The organism is Plantactinospora sp. GCM10030261 (assembly GCF_042666615.1).
Classification (GTDB): domain Bacteria; phylum Actinomycetota; class Actinomycetes; order Mycobacteriales; family Micromonosporaceae; genus KBS50.
Genome location: NZ_JBHTDD010000036.1, coordinates 17640 through 33923 on the forward strand (window position 1 = coordinate 17640; position 16284 = coordinate 33923).

A 16284-nucleotide genomic window follows, 5' to 3' on the forward strand; every position below is an offset into this window, starting at 1 on the left:
GGATCCACGGCTGTCGCACTCGGTTGGCGCGGTGGGCGTCCGGCCGGGCGACGCCAGGGCCGTCACGTCACCGGGATGTCGCGGCGCCGCAGGCCGGTCAGGCCGCCGGTGGCGAGCCCGGCCGCCACCATGGCCAGCCAGACGAGTGGGGCCACCGCGACCGCGCCGCCCGGCATCTTGGGCAGGTGGGTGAAGGGCGAGACGTCCAGCAGCCACTGGTCGAGCCGCATCGCCGCGCCGACGAGGGTGAGCAGCAGGCAGACCGCGAGGCCGGCCCAGGACGCGCCGACGAGCCGGGGCAACAGCCCGGTGAGGGCCACCGCGATCGCCGTCAGCACCCACACCGCAGGCAGCTGTACTGCGGCGGCACCGATGACCCGCGGCAGCTCGCCACCGATGTCACCGGCGTTCAGCCCGTGGACGAGGCCGGTCGCCGCCCCGGCGCCGAGCAGCGCCCCGGCCGGTCCCAACGCGGCGAACACCAGGTGGCTGCCGGCCCAGCGCAGCCGGCCCACCCCAGCGGTGAGCACCGGCTCGGCCCGCATGCCGACCTCCTCGGCGCGCATCCGCAGGGCGGCCTGGATGCCGTAGGCGGCGGCGAGCAGGCCGAGGATCTGCATGATGCCGACGAGGTACGCGTCGACAAGCGCGGACCGACCACCCATCCGGAGGAAGATGTCCGCCAGGTCCTGGTTGTCACCCACCATGTCACCGACGCTGTCCGCGAGCCCGCCGAACACGACGCCGAGCAGCACGAACCCGACCAGCCAGCCGGCCAGCGATCCGCGGTGCAGCCGCCAGGCCAGGGCGAGCGGCGTCCGGAAACCGGCCGCCGCGGTCGCCGGGCCGAGCCGGTCGGGCAGCAGACCGGCGCCGAGGTCGCGGCGCGCGGACAGCACGACGGCTGCCGCGACGACAAGCGCCGTGACCGCACCGGCCGGGCCGAGCACCCACCAGTGGTCCCCGGCGTACGGTTCGATCCGGTGTGCCCATCCGATCGGGGACAGCCAGGAGGCCCAGGAGAACGGGCCGTCGGACAGTCCGCTGATGTCGCCGACGGCGCGGAGCAGGAAGACACCGCCGAGCGCGCCGAGCGCGATGCCGCGGGCGGCTCCGGCGCCGGTGGTGAGCTGGGCGGCCAGCCCGCCGATGGCCGCGAAGGTCCAGCCGGCGACCACCAGTTGCGTTCCGGCGGCGATCGAGCCGGCGACCGGCAGGCTGCCCGCGAGGGTCACCGCCACCAGCGCGCCCAGCAGCAGGTTGGCCGCGAACGTGGTGACCAGCGCCGCGGCCAGCCCGGCGTGCCGGCCGAGGACGGTAGCGCCGAGCAGTTCCCGGCGACCGGTCTCCTCCTCCACCCGGGTGTGCCGGATGACCGTCAGCAGGCTGGCCAGCGCGACGATGATGGGCAGGAAGCCGCCCCGCCAGACGACCAGTTCACCGAGGCTGGGGCCGGTCAGCGGGCCGTACAGGGAAACCAGGCCGGCGTTGGTGCCGCCGGTGGTCGCGTACTGCTGCCGCTCGGCGGCGGTCGGGAACAGTTCCTGGAACGACCTCGCGTATGTCATGGGCAGCAGACCGAGCGGCACCACCCACAGCGGCAACAGCAGCCGGTCCCGCCGCAGGATGAGCCGGATCAGGTGGCGGGTTCCGATCAGGGTGGTCATCGCTGCGCCGGTCGCCGCGTTGGTCGTCATCGCTTCGACTCCAACCGGCGGTCGGCGGTGCCGTTGCCCCCGGTCCGGGCGTCGGCCGACTCGCGGCCGCGGTCGTAGTGCCGCAGGAACAGCTCCTCAAGGGTCGGCGGCTGGCTGGTGAGGCTTCGCACGCCGACCCGGGTCAGGTGGCGCAAAGCCGCGTCCAGCGCCGGCGCGTCGACGTCGAAGCGCACCCGGCCGCGCTCGCTGCGCAGGTCATGCACGCCGGGCAGGTCGGCCAGTCCCTCCGCCGGCCCGGCCAGCTCCGCCTCGACCGTGGTACGGGTGAGGTGGCGCAGGTCGGTGAGCGTCCCACTCTCCACGGCCCGGCCGTCCCGGATGATGGTGACCCGGTCGCACAGGGCCTCCACCTCGGACAGGATATGGCTGGAGAGCAGTACGGTGCGCCCGTCGCGGTCCCGTTCCTCGGTCACGACCTGGCGGAACACGTCCTCCATCAACGGGTCCAGCCCGGACGTCGGCTCGTCCAGTATCAGCAGCTCCACATCGGACGCCAGGGCGGCGACCAGCGCCACCTTCTGGCGGTTCCCCTTGGAATAGGCGCGCCCCTTCTTGCGCGGGTCCAGATCGAACCGGTCCAGCAGCTCCTCCCGGCGGCGCTTGTCCAGTCCACCGCGCAACCGGCCGAGCAGGTCGATGACCTCACCCCCGGACAGGTTGGGCCAGAGGGTGACGTCGCCGGGCACGTACGCCAGCCGGCGGTGCAGGGCCGTGGCGTCCCGCCACGGATCGCCGTCGAGCAGCCGGACGGTGCCGGCGTCGGCCCGCAGCAGTCCGAGCAGGACCCGGATGGTGGTGGACTTTCCGGCTCCGTTGGGGCCGAGGAAGCCGTGCACCTCTCCGGTGCGGACGACCAGGTCGAGACCGTCCAGGGCGCGGGTCTGACCGAACGTCTTGACCAGTCCTTCGATGCGGATGGACTCGCTCATCGTCGCGATCCTCCAGGGTGGGAGCGGCCGGCCGGCCGTCATTGTTTCCTCAACTAGAAAGCTACGTTGCTTTCCCCGTCCTGAGCAACGGCGTCGATGAACTTTCGCTCTGCTAAGTCATACATAATCGGGAATTGCAACGGCCCTGCCCGCGAACGCACCGAACTGAGCGCCTGACGCGTTGCAATGAGTTGAGAATGAACGCACACTTGCGGTGCGGACCCGGCGGGCGGGCCACGACGGAGGTACGGACGATGCCGGGACACCGGCTGGATCACCAGGATCGCGAGCGGATCGCGGCCGGCCTGACCGAAGGACTCGGCTACGCCGAGATAGCCCGGCGCCTGGGCCGGCCCACTTCCACGGTGACCCGCGAGGTCAGCCGCAACGGCGGACGGGACGGCTACCGGGCCGGCGCGGCCCACCGGGCGGCCGGGCAACGCGCCCGGCGGCGTCCGGGGCCACGTCCCGCTCCGCCGGAGGCTGGCGACGCCTACGGCCGGGACCTCGCCGCGGTCCACGACTTCGAAGACCGGTACGTGGCGATGATGGTCGAGACCGGCCTGCCGCCGACGATCGCCCGGGTGCTCGGCGCGCTACTGCTCGCCGATGACGGCGGCCGGACCGCTACCGAGCTGGTCCGGCACCTCCATGTCAGCCCGGCATCGGTCTCCAAGGCGGTTCGCTACCTGGAGCAGATCGGACTCGTCACCCGGGAACGGGACCAGCGGTCCCGGCGCGAGCGGTACCTGGTCGGTGATGACGTGCACTACCGTGCCTGGGAGCACGCGTTCCAGTCGCACCGCCGGTGGGCGGCGGCCGCCGAGGAGGGCGCCAAGGTGATGGGCGCGGAAACCCCGGCGGGCGCGCGACTCGCCGAGATGGGCCTTTTCTTCGGGATGATGGCTCGGGATCTCAGGCGGTCGGCCGAGCACTGGTGGCGCGTGCTGGACGAGCAGCGTCGCCGGTCCGGAGATCCCGACCCGGCCTGAGTCGGGGCGGCACGGCGGCGCCGGACCGCGCGGCCGGGCCGGACCGCCCGGCGGACGAGTCGGAGCCGGCCGAAGGCACGGGCCCGCGCTGCGCGGCGTGGTGGGCCAGCAGCCGCAGGGCCATCGCGTCGGCCGTGTCCGGCACCGCCGTGTACGTCAGCAGCCGGTGGCCCGTGCCGTCGGGCAGGTGCAACACCTCGTAGTCCAGCTCCAGCTCGCCGACCTCCGGGTGCCGGAACAGCTTCCGCCCGGACAGGCAGTCCCGCACCACGTGCCGGGACCACAGCGCGGCGAACTCGTCGCTCTTGAGGATCAACTCGCCGACCAGCTCGGCCAGCTCGCGGTCGTCCCGATGCCGGCCGGCGACCAGGCGCAGCGAGGCGACCACGTGCTCGGCCTCCTCGTCCCACCGGGCGTACAGCTCCCGGGTGTGCGGGTCGAGGAACAGCATCCGGATCAGGTTCGGCCGGTCCACCGGACGGGTCGGCGCGTCCCGGTCGACGTGTCCGGCGAGCAGCGCGTGGCCGAGGGCGTTCCAGGCGAGCACCTCGTTGCGCCGGCCGAGGACCACAGCAGGCACCTCCGTCATCGCACCGATCAACTGGACCGTCCCGGGTCTCGCGGTGTCCGGCCGGGCCGGACGGCGCCTGGCGGTCCGCACCGGTCGGGCCAGGTCACGCAGGTGCGCCCGCTCGGCGTCGTCCAGGCCGAGGGCCCGGGCGATCGCCTCGATCACCGCTTCCGACGCGTTGCGGCTCTGCCCCTGCTCCAGGCGGGTGTAGTAGGTGGCGCTGACCCCGGCGAGCTGGGCCAACTCCTCCCGCCGCAACCCGGGCACCCGGCGGGTCCCGTACGAGACGATGCCGGCGTCCTCGGGGCGGACGCGGGCGCGGCGGGTGCGCAGGAACTCACCGAGGGCTCCCGCGCTGGCTTCGCTGGTCACCAGCCCATTGTTCCGCGCGATCGGTGTCGCTGCCTGACCCTGGCGGTGCCAGGCATGGCGGTGGTGGGCTGCCGAAGGCCCGATTGACCGTGGTCTGGTTGCCCGGCCGGCGCCGCCCGATGGTCGTACCGGCGGCACGCGGCGTGTCGCCGGACATCTCGGGAAGGAAGCCCATGACTGCCATCACGGGCCGGGACCGGCTGGTCCTGGCCGTGCTGCTCACCGCCAGCTTCACCCTGGCGGTCGACTTCTCCATCCTCAACGTGGCGCTGCCGGCGATCGGCGCGGACGTCGGCCTCGGCCTTGGTGACCTGCAGTGGATCGCCACCTCGTTCGCCCTCTGCGCGGCTGGCTTCACCCTGCTCTTCGGCCGGTTCGCCGACCTGTTCGGACGGCGCCGGCTGTTCCTGGCCGGTATTGCCCTGCTCGGCGTCGCGTCGCTGGTCGGTGGTCTCGCGGACGTACCGTGGCTGCTGCTCGCCGCCCGGGTCGCCCAGGGCCTGGCCACCGCGGCCGTCACCCCCGCGGCGTTGTCGCTGCTGACCACCTCCTTCCCCGAGGGGCCGGTCCGGGACCGCGCACTCGGCCTGAACGGCGCCCTGATGGCCGCCGGCTTCACCACCGGCGCCATTCTCGGCGGCGTCCTCACCGACCTGCTGAGCTGGCGGTGGGCGTTCTTCATAAACGTCGTCGTCGCGGCGGCGGTGCTCGCCGTCGCGCCCGTGGTGCTGGCCGAGGGCCGGCGCCCGGACCGGGCCCGGCTCGACGTGCCCGGCGCGGTGACCGTCACCCTGGCGCTGCTGTCCGTGGTGTACGGGTTGACGCAGGCCGGCGAACGCGGTTGGACGAGTCCGCACGCCACCGGCTCGCTCGGACTCGGCGCGCTGCTGCTGGTCGGGTTCTGGTTGATCGAACGCCGGGCGGCGGCGCCGCTGGTGCCGGTGCGGGTGCTGCGCCGGCGCGGCGTCGGCTGGGGCAACCTGGCCGGCTTGCTCGCCTTCGCCACCGAGACGTCGGTGGTCTTCCTGCTGACCATCTACCTCCAGGAGGTGCTCGGTTTCGCACCGCTGGCCGCCGGGCTGTCGTTCGCCGTGCTCGGCGCCGGTACCGTCGTGGGCGGCATCCTCGGCCCCCGGGTGATCGCGGCACTGGGCAACCGGACCACGCTGGTCACCGGCTTCCTGGTGCAGGCGGCGGCGACCGTGCCCCTGGTCTTCCTGGGCGAGCACCGGACCTGGTTGGTGCCGCTGCTGGTCGCCACGTTCGTCGGTGGCGTCGCCAACCTGGTCGTCATCGTCGGTTTCATGGTCACCGCGACGTCCGGGCTCCCGGACACCGAACAGGGCCTCGCCACCGGGCTCACCACGATGAGCCAGCAGGTGGGCATCACCATGGGGATTCCCATCATGTCGGCGGTGGTCACCGCCCGGATGTCCGCTGTCTCGGGTAACCCGGCCGAGACTGTCCTGAATGGAGTAACGACGGCGCTGGCGGTGAACGCCGCGGCCTGCGTGGCCATCGCGATCCTGCTGGCGGCCTTCCTGCCGGGCCGGCCCGCGCCGGTCGCGACCATCCAGCCGGAAGGGGTGGCGGCCTGATGACCGGCCACGTCCTGCTGATCGGACCGTACGGCGTGGTGGGTTCGGCGGTCGCCGAGCGGCTCGGCGATCCAGCCAGCGACTGGCGGTTGACCACCGCCTCCCGCCGAGTCGTGCCCGTCGAGGTCGACGGCCGCGCGACACCGGACCAGCACCTCACGGTGGACCTGCTCGACGGTGACCGGAGCCGGGCCGCCCTCGCCGGACTCGACGGGGTGACCCACCTGGTGTACGCCGGTTATACCGAACGGCCCACGATGGCCGAGACCACGGCGCCAAACCTGGCGATGCTGCGGCACACCCTGGACGGGTTGCGCGCGGCGGGTGCGCCGCTGCGGCGGGTGGTGCTGATCGGTGGCGGCAAGTCGTACGGCGAGCATCTCGGGCCGTACCGCACGCCGGCCAAGGAGACACACCCGCGACTGCTCGGCCCGATCTTCTACAACGACCAGGAGGACCTGCTCGCCGCGCGAGCGGCCGTCGACGGCTTCGACTGGACCGTGCTACGCCCGGACGCCGTCCTCGGGTTCGCCCTGGATTCCCCGATGAATCTGCTGACCTGCGTCGCGGTCTTCGCTGCGCTGTCCCGGGAGGCCGGGGTGCCGCTGCGCTTCCCCGGCTCCCCGGCGGCCTGGACGGCCCTGCACCAGTTCACCGACGCGGATCTGCTGGCGGCGGCGGTGGACTGGGCCCTGACCAGCCCGGCGGCGGAGAACGAGGTCTTCAACGTCACAAACGGCGACCTGTTTCGCTGGGAACAGCTCTGGTCGGACATCGCCGAGGTGTTCGACATGCCCACCGCGCCCCCGCAGCCCATGTCGCTGCGCGAACACATGGCCGGCCACGAAGCGGCCTGGAACCGGCTGGTCGAGCGGCATCGGCTACGGCCAGTGCCGTACCACCGGATCGCCTCCTGGGGGTTCGCCGACGGCATCTGGAACGCCGGCTTCGACATGGTGCAGAGCACCATCAAGATCCGTCAGGCCGGCTTCGGTGACTGCGTGGACAGCCACGACAGCATGGTCCGTCAGCTCACCCGGCTCCGGGAGCGGCGGTACGTGCCATGATCTCGGATGCCACCCTGTTCCGGGCCCGCCCAATCGGCCGGGTCGGGTGGGCCCGGCTCGGGCGGGCCGGCGGCCGGTGACCACGGCCGTGCCGAGCGGGATGCCCGGCACATCGATGGTCGGCGGGGCCGCCGTTCTCCATCCCGATGCGCATGGTGGTCGGGGTCAGGCCGATCCGAGGGCGATAAGCGCGCGGTGGTGCTTCGGGGTGGTGGCCTCGTCGACCAGGGCCACCGCGAGGTCGGCGTACGAGAAGGAGCCGGTCGGCAGTACCGCCGTCCCGCCGGCGACGTACCGGCCGGTGCGCGGAGCCTCGGCGTCGAGCACGACCGGCGGCGGGGCGAGCACCACCCAGTCGACCGGGGTGTCCGCGGCCCGCAGCAGGTCGAGTTCCGCCGCGTGGCCCGCCGAGAACGCGCGTGCCTCGGCCGGAAACTCGGGGGCGTCCATCACCCGCACGCCCGGCGCGGTTTCCAGGACGGTGCCGATGCCGACCGCCACCAGCCGACCGACGCCGGCCTCGGGCAGGCCGGCGAGCAGGGCCCGGGTGGCCGCGCCGTAGAACTCGTCGGCCGGCACGTCGAGCCGGGCGGCGGCGTTGATCGCGACGTCGTGCCCGGCGGCGACCGCCGCCACGCTGTCCGCCCGGGTGACATCCCCGGCCACGAGCGTCAGGCGGTCACCGGCGCCGTCGGGGTCGCCCGCACCGGCGTCGGCCAGATCCGCGTACCGGTTCGGGTCGCGGACGACGGCGGTGACCCGGTGGCCCCGGGCGACCGCCTCGGCCACCGTGGCGCGACCGGCCCGGCCGCCGGCCCCGAAGACGACGATCCTGCTCATGATGATGCTCCGATCCCCCAGTGCCGGCGCCGATCGCCGGTGCGACGCAGCGGACGCTAACCGGGGAGCCCACGGTTTCCGCAACGATAGTGACCGCTACCGCCGGTCGACCGGTCCTCGGCGCGGTGTCCGGTCTGCGGCGCGGCGACCGGTTCTCGGCGCGGTCACCGGCCTGGCCGGGCGGGCCGTGAATCCGTACCGTCTAGGGCATGCGGCAGCCGCTGGATCCCGACATGTTCACGGAGTGTGAGACCGTCCCGTCACCGATTCGCGTGGGCGACAAGTGGACCGTCAAGATCGTCTACTGCCTGCGCGACGGGCCGCGCCGGTTCTCCGAACTCCAGCGCCCGTTGCGCGGCATCACGCCCAAGGTGCTGACCGAGTCGCTGCGCGCCATGGAACGTGACGGCCTCCTCAGCCGCACCGAGTACGCGCAGATCCCGCCTCGGGTGGAGTACGAGTTGACCGCGCTCGGCCGGTCCCTGCTCGAACCGATCGCCGCCGGCTGCGCGTGGAACCGGAGGTACCTGGCGGACCTGCGCAGCGCCCGGCAGGCATATGCCGAACGTGCCGTCCGGGGTTGATCGGCCGGACCGTACGGCGACACCGGACGGCGTAGACTGGGCGGCCCCTGATGGCCGGATTCCTTTGCCGACAAGGCCTGCGGCCGCCGTACTGTCCCGGAAGGACTGAGCAACGTGGCCGACGGCATACCGTCGAATATCGATACCAGCGTCCCGCATTCGGCTCGAATCTGGAACTACTGGCTCGGCGGCAAGGACAACTTCGCCGTCGACCGGGCCGCGGGCGACCAGTACCGCCAGGTTTTTCCCGACGTGGTGCTGGTGGCGCGGGCATCCCGCCAGTTCCTCACCCGCAGCGTGCGATACCTGGCGAGGGAGGCCGGGATCCGGCAGTTCCTCGATGTCGGCACCGGCCTGCCCACGGCCGACAACACCCACGAGGTCGCCCAGCGGGAAGCACCCGAGTGCCGGGTGGTCTATGTGGACAATGATCCGCTGGTGCTGGCGCACGCCCGCGCCCTGCTGGTCGGCACGACCGAGGGCGACACCGACTACCTGCACGCCGACCTGCACGATCCCGAGGAGATTCTGTCGGCCGCGGCGAAGACCCTCGACTTCGACCGGCCGGTCGGCCTGATCCTGTCCGGGGTGCTCGGTCACGTCGCCGATGACGACGAGGCCCGGTCGATCGTGCGGCGGCTGCTGGACGCGCTGCCCGCCGGCAGTTTCCTGTCCCTCAACGACGGCACCAAGGTGGTCGCCGGTGAGGGCGTCGAGGCGGCTCAGCAGGAATACAACGACAGCGGGGCGGTTCCGTACAATCTGCGCTCGCCCGAGCAGATCGCGCGTTTCTTCGACGGGTTGGACGTGGTCGAGCCGGGAGTGGTCTCCTGCCCGCTGTGGCGACCGGATCCGGACGCCGGCGCGCCGACCCCGGTGGACGCCTTCGGCGGCGTGGGCCGGAAGGTCCGATAGACAGTCAGGCGCGGGTTGGGCAGCCCAGACCCGGTGTGCCGCAGTTCGATCCGGGCGTACCGGACCGCGAGACAGCCGTTCGCCGTCCTGGCGAGGACGCCGGCTGGCACCGGCGACCTGCCAGGACGGGACGGAACGGGCTCATGGGGTGCTGAGCGCCTCGGTCGGGGCCAGCCGGGCGGCCCGCAGCGCCGGGTAGAGACCCGCGAACCCGCCGATCACCAGCGTGGCGCCGATCCCGCCGCCCATCGCCCAGGCGGGCACCACGGTCGGCCACTCCTGGCTGAACGCGTACCCGGACGTGACGGCGATGCCGAGGACCACCCCGCCTATCCCACCCAACGCGGAGAGCAGCAGCGACTCGGCGAGGAACTGGTTGCGCACCTGGCCCCGGGTGGCGCCCAGCGAGCGGCGCAACCCGATCTCCGGCCGCCGTTCCAGCACCGAGATCACCATGGTGTTCGCCACCCCGACCCCGCCGACCAGCAGCGCCACCGCACCCAGGCCGAGCAGCAGCCCGGTGAACGCCTCGTCGGTGGCCTGCGCCGCGGCGAGCGCGTCGGAGGGCCGGGACACCTCCACCTCGTTCGGTGACTCCGGGTTGGCCGTCGCGCCCAGCACCCCCTGGACCGCCGCCACGGACTTCTCCGCCGACCGGGTGTAGACCGTCGTCGGATGCCCGTCGAAGTCCAGGTACGTGGCCGCGGCCTCCCAGCCGACCAGGGCGGAGGTGTCCAGTTCCGGGGCAAGCGCCACCGGCGCCAGGATGCCGATCACCGTGAACCAGCGCCCACCGATCAGCACCTGGGTCTGGGGACCGGCGGCGCCGAGACCCAGCCGCCGGGCGGCGGTCTCGCCGAGCACCACCGCCGGGTAGCGGGCGGTGGCCGCGTTCAGCCAGGTGCCGCTTGTCACCTCCGCACCGACCGTGTCCAACAGGTCGAGGTACGCCGCCCGCGTCGCCAGCCCACCCGTCTCCGCCTCCGGGATCTTGTCCGACCGGTACACGGCCGCGCCGTCCACCAGCCCGGTCGCCGACACCTGCTCCACCGGCCCGATCCGACCGACCATCGCGACCGACTCCACCGGCAACTGGGCCGCCTCGCCGAAGAGGTTGTTCCCCGGCGACACCGTGAGCAGGTTGGTGCCGAGCGCGTCCAGGGTGCGGTCGAGCCCGGCCCGGGACGACGACGAGATGCCGACCACCGCCACCATCGCGGCGATGCCGATGGCGATGCCGAGCGCGGAGAGGAACGCCCGCAACGGCCGGGTACGCAGCCCGACGCCGCCCACCCGCAGCACGTCGGCCAGCCGCATCCGGGCCGGTGCGAGCCGGGGCCGACCGCCGGAGGTAGCAGCGGCGGTCCGGGACCGGAGGGATCTGCCCATCACCGGCTCACCTCCAGTGTCGGGCGGGGGAAGCTGACATCAGTGGTGCTGGTGTCGTCCGCGACGATCCGGCCGTCGCGCATCCGCACCTGCCTGGGCAGCGAGGCGGCGATCTCCAGATCATGGGTGATCACCACCACCGTGGTACCCGACGCGTGCAGTTCCCGCAGCAGGCTCATCACCCCCGCCCCGGAGGCGGTGTCCAGGTTGCCGGTCGGCTCGTCGGCCAGCAGCAGCGCCGGCTCGCCGGCCACCGCCCGGGCGATCGCCACCCGCTGCCGCTCCCCGCCGGAGAGTTCATGCGGCCGGTGGTCCAGCCGATGGTCCAGGCCGACCCGGGCCAGCGCGGCCGCCGCCCGCCGGCGCCGATCAGTTCGGGGTACGCCCGCGTAGAGCAGCCCGTCAGCGACGTTGTCCAGCACCGGCACGCCAGCCGCCAGGTGGAACTGCTGGAACACGAAACCGATCCGGGCCGCCCGCAACGCCGACAGCTCCCGGTCGTTCAGCATCGCCACCTCGTACCCGTCGATGCCGACCCGCCCGGACGAGGGCCGGTCGAGGGTGCCGATCAGGTGCAGCATTGTGGACTTTCCCGAGCCGGACGGGCCGACGATCGCCACCAGCTCGCCGTACCCGATGGTGAGGCTGACCCCGGCGAGCGCGGTCACCCCGCCGGAGTAGGTCTTGGTGACCCCGGACAGCTCGACCACGGGCGTCGCCTCGACGCCCGCTCCGAACGGTGCGGCGATCACGTGGCAACTCCCGCCGCGATCAGGTGGAAGGCCGTCATTTCGGGATCCCCACCGTCATGCCCTCGGTGACATCCGGGCCGGAGACCTCCACCCGGCCGGAGGCGAAGAGACCCGTCCGCACCGCGATGATCCGGGTGGCCGAGCCCTCCACGACCTCCAGGCCGTAGCCGCCCTCGGCGAGGACGAGCAGCGCGGCCACCGGCACGGTCAGCACGTCGGCCCGCTCGGAGGCGGTGAACGCCACATCGACCGAGGCCTTGTCGAAACCCGCCAACGTCTTCGGGTCGTCCACGGTCACCGTCACCTCGATGGTGGTCTCCGGCTCCGACTCGGCCCCGCCGTTCGCGGTTGGGGTGGTCACCACGGTCTCGACCAGGCTGATCGTGCCCTTGACGTCCTTCCCGTCGGGCATGCTCAGGTCGACCTTGCCACCCTTGCGCGCCAACCGCTGGTCGTCCACGTCCAACTCCACCACCACCTGCCGGGCGATGCCGGTGTAGGTGAGCAGCGAGCCGCCCGGCTGGACCAGATCACCGACCGACGCCTCGTGCCCCTCGATCCGGACCTCGCCGGCGGCGTACACGATCTGGCCCGGCTCGACCCGGCCGGTCTGGTCCAGTCCCAGGTCCTCCTGCCACTGCTCCACCGCGTCGGCGGTCGCGTCGGTGTACTCGTCGTCGACGGTGAAGCCGTCGTAGCCGAGCGCGGCGAGGTTCTGCTCCAACTGCTTGACGTCGGTGCCCTCGTCGCCGGAGCGGAGCGTCCGGTACGCCGGCAGGCTGCCGTAGAGCAGCACCACCTTCTCCGTGTCGATGGCGTAGAGCGGTTTGCCCCGCTTCACCACGCTGCCGGTGCCGGCGAGCCAGGTGACCGTCCCGCCCTGCCCTCGGGCGGTGGCTGCCCGCGACGTGCCGTAGCCCAACTCGCCGGAGACACTCTCCGAGTCGACAAGGGTCTGCCTGGTCACCGTGGCGGTCGCCGGGGGCCGGCTGCTGGCGGCGGCCGTACCCGGGTCCCGCCCGCCGAACCCGACGGCCGCCGCGACGCCCGCGCCGACCGCCACCACGGCGGCGACCGTGCCGACCAGCACACCGGTCCGTGGCCGGCGACGGCGCCGCTGCCGTCCGGCTGCCGACGGGCTCCCGGGCGGACCCGTCGGCGAATTCTCCACGGTGGCGGTCACCGGCCACCACCGCCGCCCTGACGGAACTGCGGTCGAAGGTCGCGGCACTTCTCCTGCGCGGCCTTGAACGTCGGGTCGTCCGGGTTGATCTTCAGTGTGTTCCGGTCGATCCGGATGCCGCCGTCGGCGCTCGGATCGGGGAAGCCGGTCACCCCGTTGTCCCGCATGCACTTGGCGTACTCCCGCAGTTTCTCCTGCTCCTCCGGACTGAGTTGGGGCCGCTCCCCGCCGTTGGGCAGGTACTGGCGGCACTGTTCCATGGCCGTCTCCACCTTCTTCGGATCGACCCCCGCACCGAACCGCAACAGCCGCCCGCCCTCGTTGTCCGGGCCTGGGTCCGGCATCTCGACCCCGTTCTCCCGCATGCACCGGGCGAACTGGAGGCGCCGTTCCTCGGCGTCGACCGGCCCGCCGCTGGCCGAGGCGGAAGGGGAGGCAGCCGCGCCGCCGTTGCCGCCGTTGCCGGCGGTGGCGATCCCGTCGCCCCCGTCATCCCCGCCGCAACCGGCCAGGCCGACGGTGAGCGCCAAGGGGATGGCGAGCAGCGCGCCCGCCAGACGTCTACGCATGGTCGTCGCTCCATTCCATGTCTTCTGTCCCGGGGATGGCACGAGACAGCCGGTGGGCGGGCGGCACACGCCACCCGGCACGGACAAGTCGACCGCGTGGCCGGTATCCGGGGCGTAACCGTTCGCCCGCAACGGCACGGTCATCGACGGCCGCGCGGGCATCGACGAATCCGGTGCGGGCGTTAACGGCGCCGTTATCCGAGCCCGAGTCAGGATGGACCGGTGCGAGTGTTGGTGGTCGAGGACGAGAGCCTGCTGGCTGACGCCATCGCGGAATGGCTGCGCCGGGAGGCGTTCGCGGTGGACGTGGCGTACGACGGGGACATGGCGCTGGAACGGCTGGGCGTCAACGAGTACGACATCGTGGTGCTGGACCGCGACCTGCCGGTGGTACCCGGCGACGACGTCTGCCGGGCGATCGTCGACGGCGGCGGGCAGACCCGGGTGCTGATGCTGACCGCCGCCGCCGCGATCCGGGAACGGGTGGCCGGGCTCTCCCTCGGCGCCGACGACTACCTGACCAAACCGTTCGCACTGGCCGAGCTCTCCGCCCGGGTGCACGCGCTGGGCCGGCGGGCCCGGCCGGCGACCCCGCCGGAGCTGGCCCGCGGCGGTATCGTGGTCGACCCCGGGCGGCGGGAGGTCACCCGGGACGGTCGGTTCGTGGCGCTGTCCCGCAAGGAGTTCGCCGTACTTTTCGAGCTGATGCGCGCCGACGGCTCCGTCGTCTCGGCCGAGGAACTGTTGGAACGGGCCTGGGACGAGAACATCGACCCGTTCACGAACGTCGTGCGGGTGACGGTGATGAAGCTGCGCCGGAAGCTCGGCGACCCGCAGGTGATCGAGACCGTACCGGGAGTGGGGTATCAGATCCGGTGAAACGACTGACCATCCGGGCCCGGCTGACCCTCGTCTACGGCGGCCTCTTCCTCCTCGCCGGAATGTTCCTGCTCGGCATCACCTACGTCCTGGTGGATCAGCGAATGCCCCGGGTCCTCGGGCTGCCGCACAGCAGCAATCCGGACCCCAGCCTCGGCCGGATCCAGATCCGACGGTTGGCCGAGCAGAACCCGGAGGCGGTGCGCGAGTTCGTCATCAAGGTGCAGGACGACGCCCGCCGCAACGCGCTGGAGTCGCTGCTCACCCAGGGAGGCATCGCGCTGGCCCTGGTCTCCATCGTGGCGATCGCGTTCGGCTGGCTGATCGCCGGCCGGGCGTTGCAGCCGCTGCACCAGATCACCGGGACAGCCCGACGCATCGCGGCGGCGGACAACGCCGGCGCCGGCCTGCACGAGCGGATCGCGCTGCGGGGCCCCGGTGACGAGGTGAAGGAACTCGCGGACACGTTCGACGTGATGCTGGAACGGCTGGACCGGTCCTTCGACGGCCAACGCCGGTTCGTGGCCAACGCCTCGCACGAGCTACGTACGCCGCTGGCGATCAACCGGTCGCTTGTCGAACTGGCGATCACCCGCCCGGACGCCCCGGCGGAGGTGCGGCGGCTCGGCGAGGCGCTGCTCACCGTCAACGAGCGGCACGAGCGATTGATCGACGGCCTGCTCACGCTGGCCGACTCAGAGAACCAGGTAGCCGACCGCAGTCTGGTGGACCTGGCTGACGTGGCCGGTCACGTCTCCGACCAGGCCGTCGCCGGTACCGGGCTGTCGGTACGCCGGGAACTGGCAGCCGCACCGACGGTGGGTGATCCGCTGTTGCTGGAGCGGCTGGTGCAGAACCTGCTGGAGAATGCTGTCCGGCACAACGTCTCGGAGGGCGGCTGGCTCTCGGTCTGGACCGGGATACGGCAAGACCGGGCCACCCTGGTGGTGATCAACACCGGCCCGACAGTTCCCGGGTACGAGGTGGAGGCGATCTTCCAGCCGTTCCGCCGGCTGCGGCAGGATCGGGTGGCCGGCCGGGGCGGACCGGCCGGGGTCAGTTCGTCCGGGCCGAGTTCGTCCGGTGGCACCACCGGGCGCGGCTTCGGGTTGGGGTTGTCGATCGTGCGGGCGGTTGCCCGGGCGCACGGCGGATCCGTCACTGCCCACCCGCGGGCCGGCGGTGGACTGATCGTCACCGTCAGCCTTCCACTGGCCCCGGTGCCCGGTTCGCCGCAGTGGTTCCCGCCGACCGCGCCATGGTCCCCGCCAGCCGCGCCGTGATCCCCGCCCCACCTACACCGGAGGCGACAGCAGGGGGCCCTTCCTGGCGTGGGCGGCGGCGAGGAAGGCGTGCGGGTCGTCGGCGTAGCACCGCACCTCGGTGACCGGCTCGCTGGGCCCCTTGGGCAGCGGGATGACTGTCGGTTCCCGCAGAACCACGTCCACGCTGGTCTGACCGCCGGCGCCCACGCTCAGGATGGCCCGTCCGTCCTCGTGCTCGATCTGGACCGTACGGCTCGACGGCAGCGAGCGGTAGCGGTGCCGTACGTCGGTGACCGCCTCCCAGTCGAGGGTCAGGTCGACTGTGACCCCGCCGCGGATCCGAATTCCGGTGTCGCCGACGACGTGCGGGTGCACCTTCATGCTGGCCCACAGTCCGAGCATCCAGAGCACCCCGTACGCCCCGAGGGCGGCCGCGACCTTCCGCAGTGACGGCCAGCCCAGGGTGTGCTTGAGGATCAGATCGAGGATGGGGATCTCCACGGTGGACAGCACGATGAAGGCCCACAGCATCGGCGCCACCACACCCGTGTAGGAGAAGGTCTCGGCGCCGGGCTCCGCCGCCGGTCGGCGCAGGACCCACCGGAACAGGCTGCGCCACATGCCCAACTCGTACGCGATCACACGCCTGACAAGCGTCACC

At 72.5% G+C, this 16284-nt stretch carries 16 protein-coding genes; 7 read left to right on the top strand and 9 right to left on the bottom strand.

What is annotated here, in order from left to right; genetic code table 11:
- Positions 1-62: 62 nt before the first annotated feature.
- Both ACFQUZ_RS28850 and ACFQUZ_RS28855 read right to left on the bottom strand, forming a co-directional pair.
- Complete coding sequence (locus ACFQUZ_RS28850) at positions 63-1697, bottom strand: ABC transporter permease (RefSeq protein WP_377447829.1); 1635 nt, start codon at positions 1695-1697, stop codon at positions 63-65.
- Positions 1694-2647, bottom strand: coding sequence for an ATP-binding cassette domain-containing protein (locus tag ACFQUZ_RS28855; RefSeq protein ID WP_377447831.1), 954 nt, complete (start codon positions 2645-2647; stop codon positions 1694-1696). The genes ACFQUZ_RS28850 and ACFQUZ_RS28855 overlap by 4 nt, the downstream gene beginning before the upstream one ends.
- 197 nt (positions 2648-2844) lie before the next feature.
- Here ACFQUZ_RS28855 and ACFQUZ_RS28860 point away from each other — a divergent pair, with 197 nt between their 5' ends.
- On the top strand, positions 2845-3639 hold the full coding sequence (locus ACFQUZ_RS28860) for a MarR family transcriptional regulator (RefSeq protein WP_377447833.1): 795 nt from the start codon (positions 2845-2847) through the stop codon (positions 3637-3639).
- Here ACFQUZ_RS28860 and ACFQUZ_RS28865 read toward each other — a convergent pair.
- Positions 3563-4582: a helix-turn-helix transcriptional regulator gene (locus ACFQUZ_RS28865; protein WP_377447835.1), complete on the bottom strand. Its 1020-nt coding sequence runs from the start codon at positions 4580-4582 to the stop codon at positions 3563-3565. The genes ACFQUZ_RS28860 and ACFQUZ_RS28865 overlap by 77 nt on opposite strands.
- A 173-nt stretch (positions 4583-4755) precedes the next feature.
- Between ACFQUZ_RS28865 and ACFQUZ_RS28870 the strand changes: the two genes are divergently transcribed.
- Entirely contained in the window at positions 4756-6180 is a 1425-nt protein-coding gene (locus tag ACFQUZ_RS28870) for an MFS transporter (protein ID WP_377447837.1), read from the top strand.
- The gene (locus tag ACFQUZ_RS28875; protein WP_377447839.1) at positions 6180-7247 is read left to right on the top strand and encodes an SDR family oxidoreductase; all 1068 of its coding nucleotides are present in this window, start codon (positions 6180-6182) and stop codon (positions 7245-7247) included. The genes ACFQUZ_RS28870 and ACFQUZ_RS28875 overlap by 1 nt, the downstream gene beginning before the upstream one ends.
- Positions 7248-7412: 165 nt before the next feature.
- Here the strand turns inward: ACFQUZ_RS28875 and ACFQUZ_RS28880 are convergent, their stop codons facing one another.
- Positions 7413-8087, bottom strand: a complete 675-nt coding sequence (locus ACFQUZ_RS28880) for an NAD(P)-dependent oxidoreductase (RefSeq protein ID WP_377447841.1) — start codon at positions 8085-8087, stop codon at positions 7413-7415.
- Positions 8088-8296: 209 nt separating this feature from the next.
- On the opposite strand from ACFQUZ_RS28880, the gene ACFQUZ_RS28885 reads away from it, so the two are divergent.
- Both ACFQUZ_RS28885 and ACFQUZ_RS28890 read left to right on the top strand, forming a co-directional pair.
- Entirely contained in the window at positions 8297-8671 is a 375-nt protein-coding gene (locus tag ACFQUZ_RS28885; RefSeq protein WP_377447843.1) for a winged helix-turn-helix transcriptional regulator, read from the top strand.
- A 114-nt stretch (positions 8672-8785) separates the two neighbouring features.
- Positions 8786-9586 carry an SAM-dependent methyltransferase gene (locus ACFQUZ_RS28890; RefSeq protein WP_377447844.1) on the top strand — a complete coding sequence of 267 codons (801 nt, stop codon included), beginning with the start codon at positions 8786-8788 and terminating at the stop codon, positions 9584-9586.
- A gap of 141 nt (positions 9587-9727) precedes the next feature.
- On the opposite strand, the gene ACFQUZ_RS28895 is transcribed toward ACFQUZ_RS28890, so the two are convergent.
- The 4 genes from ACFQUZ_RS28895 to ACFQUZ_RS28910 all read right to left on the bottom strand — a co-directional run bounded on the left by ACFQUZ_RS28895 (position 9728) and on the right by ACFQUZ_RS28910 (position 13479).
- Entirely contained in the window at positions 9728-10975 is a 1248-nt protein-coding gene (locus ACFQUZ_RS28895; RefSeq protein ID WP_377447846.1) for an ABC transporter permease, read from the bottom strand.
- Positions 10975-11685: an ABC transporter ATP-binding protein gene (locus tag ACFQUZ_RS28900; RefSeq protein ID WP_377447904.1), complete on the bottom strand. Its 711-nt coding sequence runs from the start codon at positions 11683-11685 to the stop codon at positions 10975-10977. The genes ACFQUZ_RS28895 and ACFQUZ_RS28900 overlap by 1 nt, the downstream gene beginning before the upstream one ends.
- A gap of 76 nt (positions 11686-11761) precedes the next feature.
- On the bottom strand, positions 11762-12817 hold the full coding sequence (locus tag ACFQUZ_RS28905) for a peptidoglycan-binding protein (RefSeq protein ID WP_377447906.1): 1056 nt from the start codon (positions 12815-12817) through the stop codon (positions 11762-11764).
- A gap of 89 nt (positions 12818-12906) precedes the next feature.
- Positions 12907-13479, bottom strand: coding sequence for a hypothetical protein (locus tag ACFQUZ_RS28910; RefSeq protein WP_377447847.1), 573 nt, complete (start codon positions 13477-13479; stop codon positions 12907-12909).
- 222 nt (positions 13480-13701) lie between these two features.
- Here ACFQUZ_RS28910 and ACFQUZ_RS28915 point away from each other — a divergent pair, with 222 nt between their 5' ends.
- Positions 13702-14358 carry a response regulator transcription factor gene (locus ACFQUZ_RS28915; protein WP_377447849.1) on the top strand — a complete coding sequence of 219 codons (657 nt, stop codon included), beginning with the start codon at positions 13702-13704 and terminating at the stop codon, positions 14356-14358.
- Positions 14355-15641: a sensor histidine kinase gene (locus tag ACFQUZ_RS28920; RefSeq protein ID WP_377447851.1), complete on the top strand. Its 1287-nt coding sequence runs from the start codon at positions 14355-14357 to the stop codon at positions 15639-15641. The genes ACFQUZ_RS28915 and ACFQUZ_RS28920 overlap by 4 nt, the downstream gene beginning before the upstream one ends.
- Positions 15642-15653: 12 nt before the next feature.
- On the opposite strand, the gene ACFQUZ_RS28925 is transcribed toward ACFQUZ_RS28920, so the two are convergent.
- Positions 15654-16283, bottom strand: a complete 630-nt coding sequence (locus tag ACFQUZ_RS28925) for a hypothetical protein (protein WP_377447853.1) — start codon at positions 16281-16283, stop codon at positions 15654-15656.
- Position 16284: the final 1 nt, after the last annotated feature.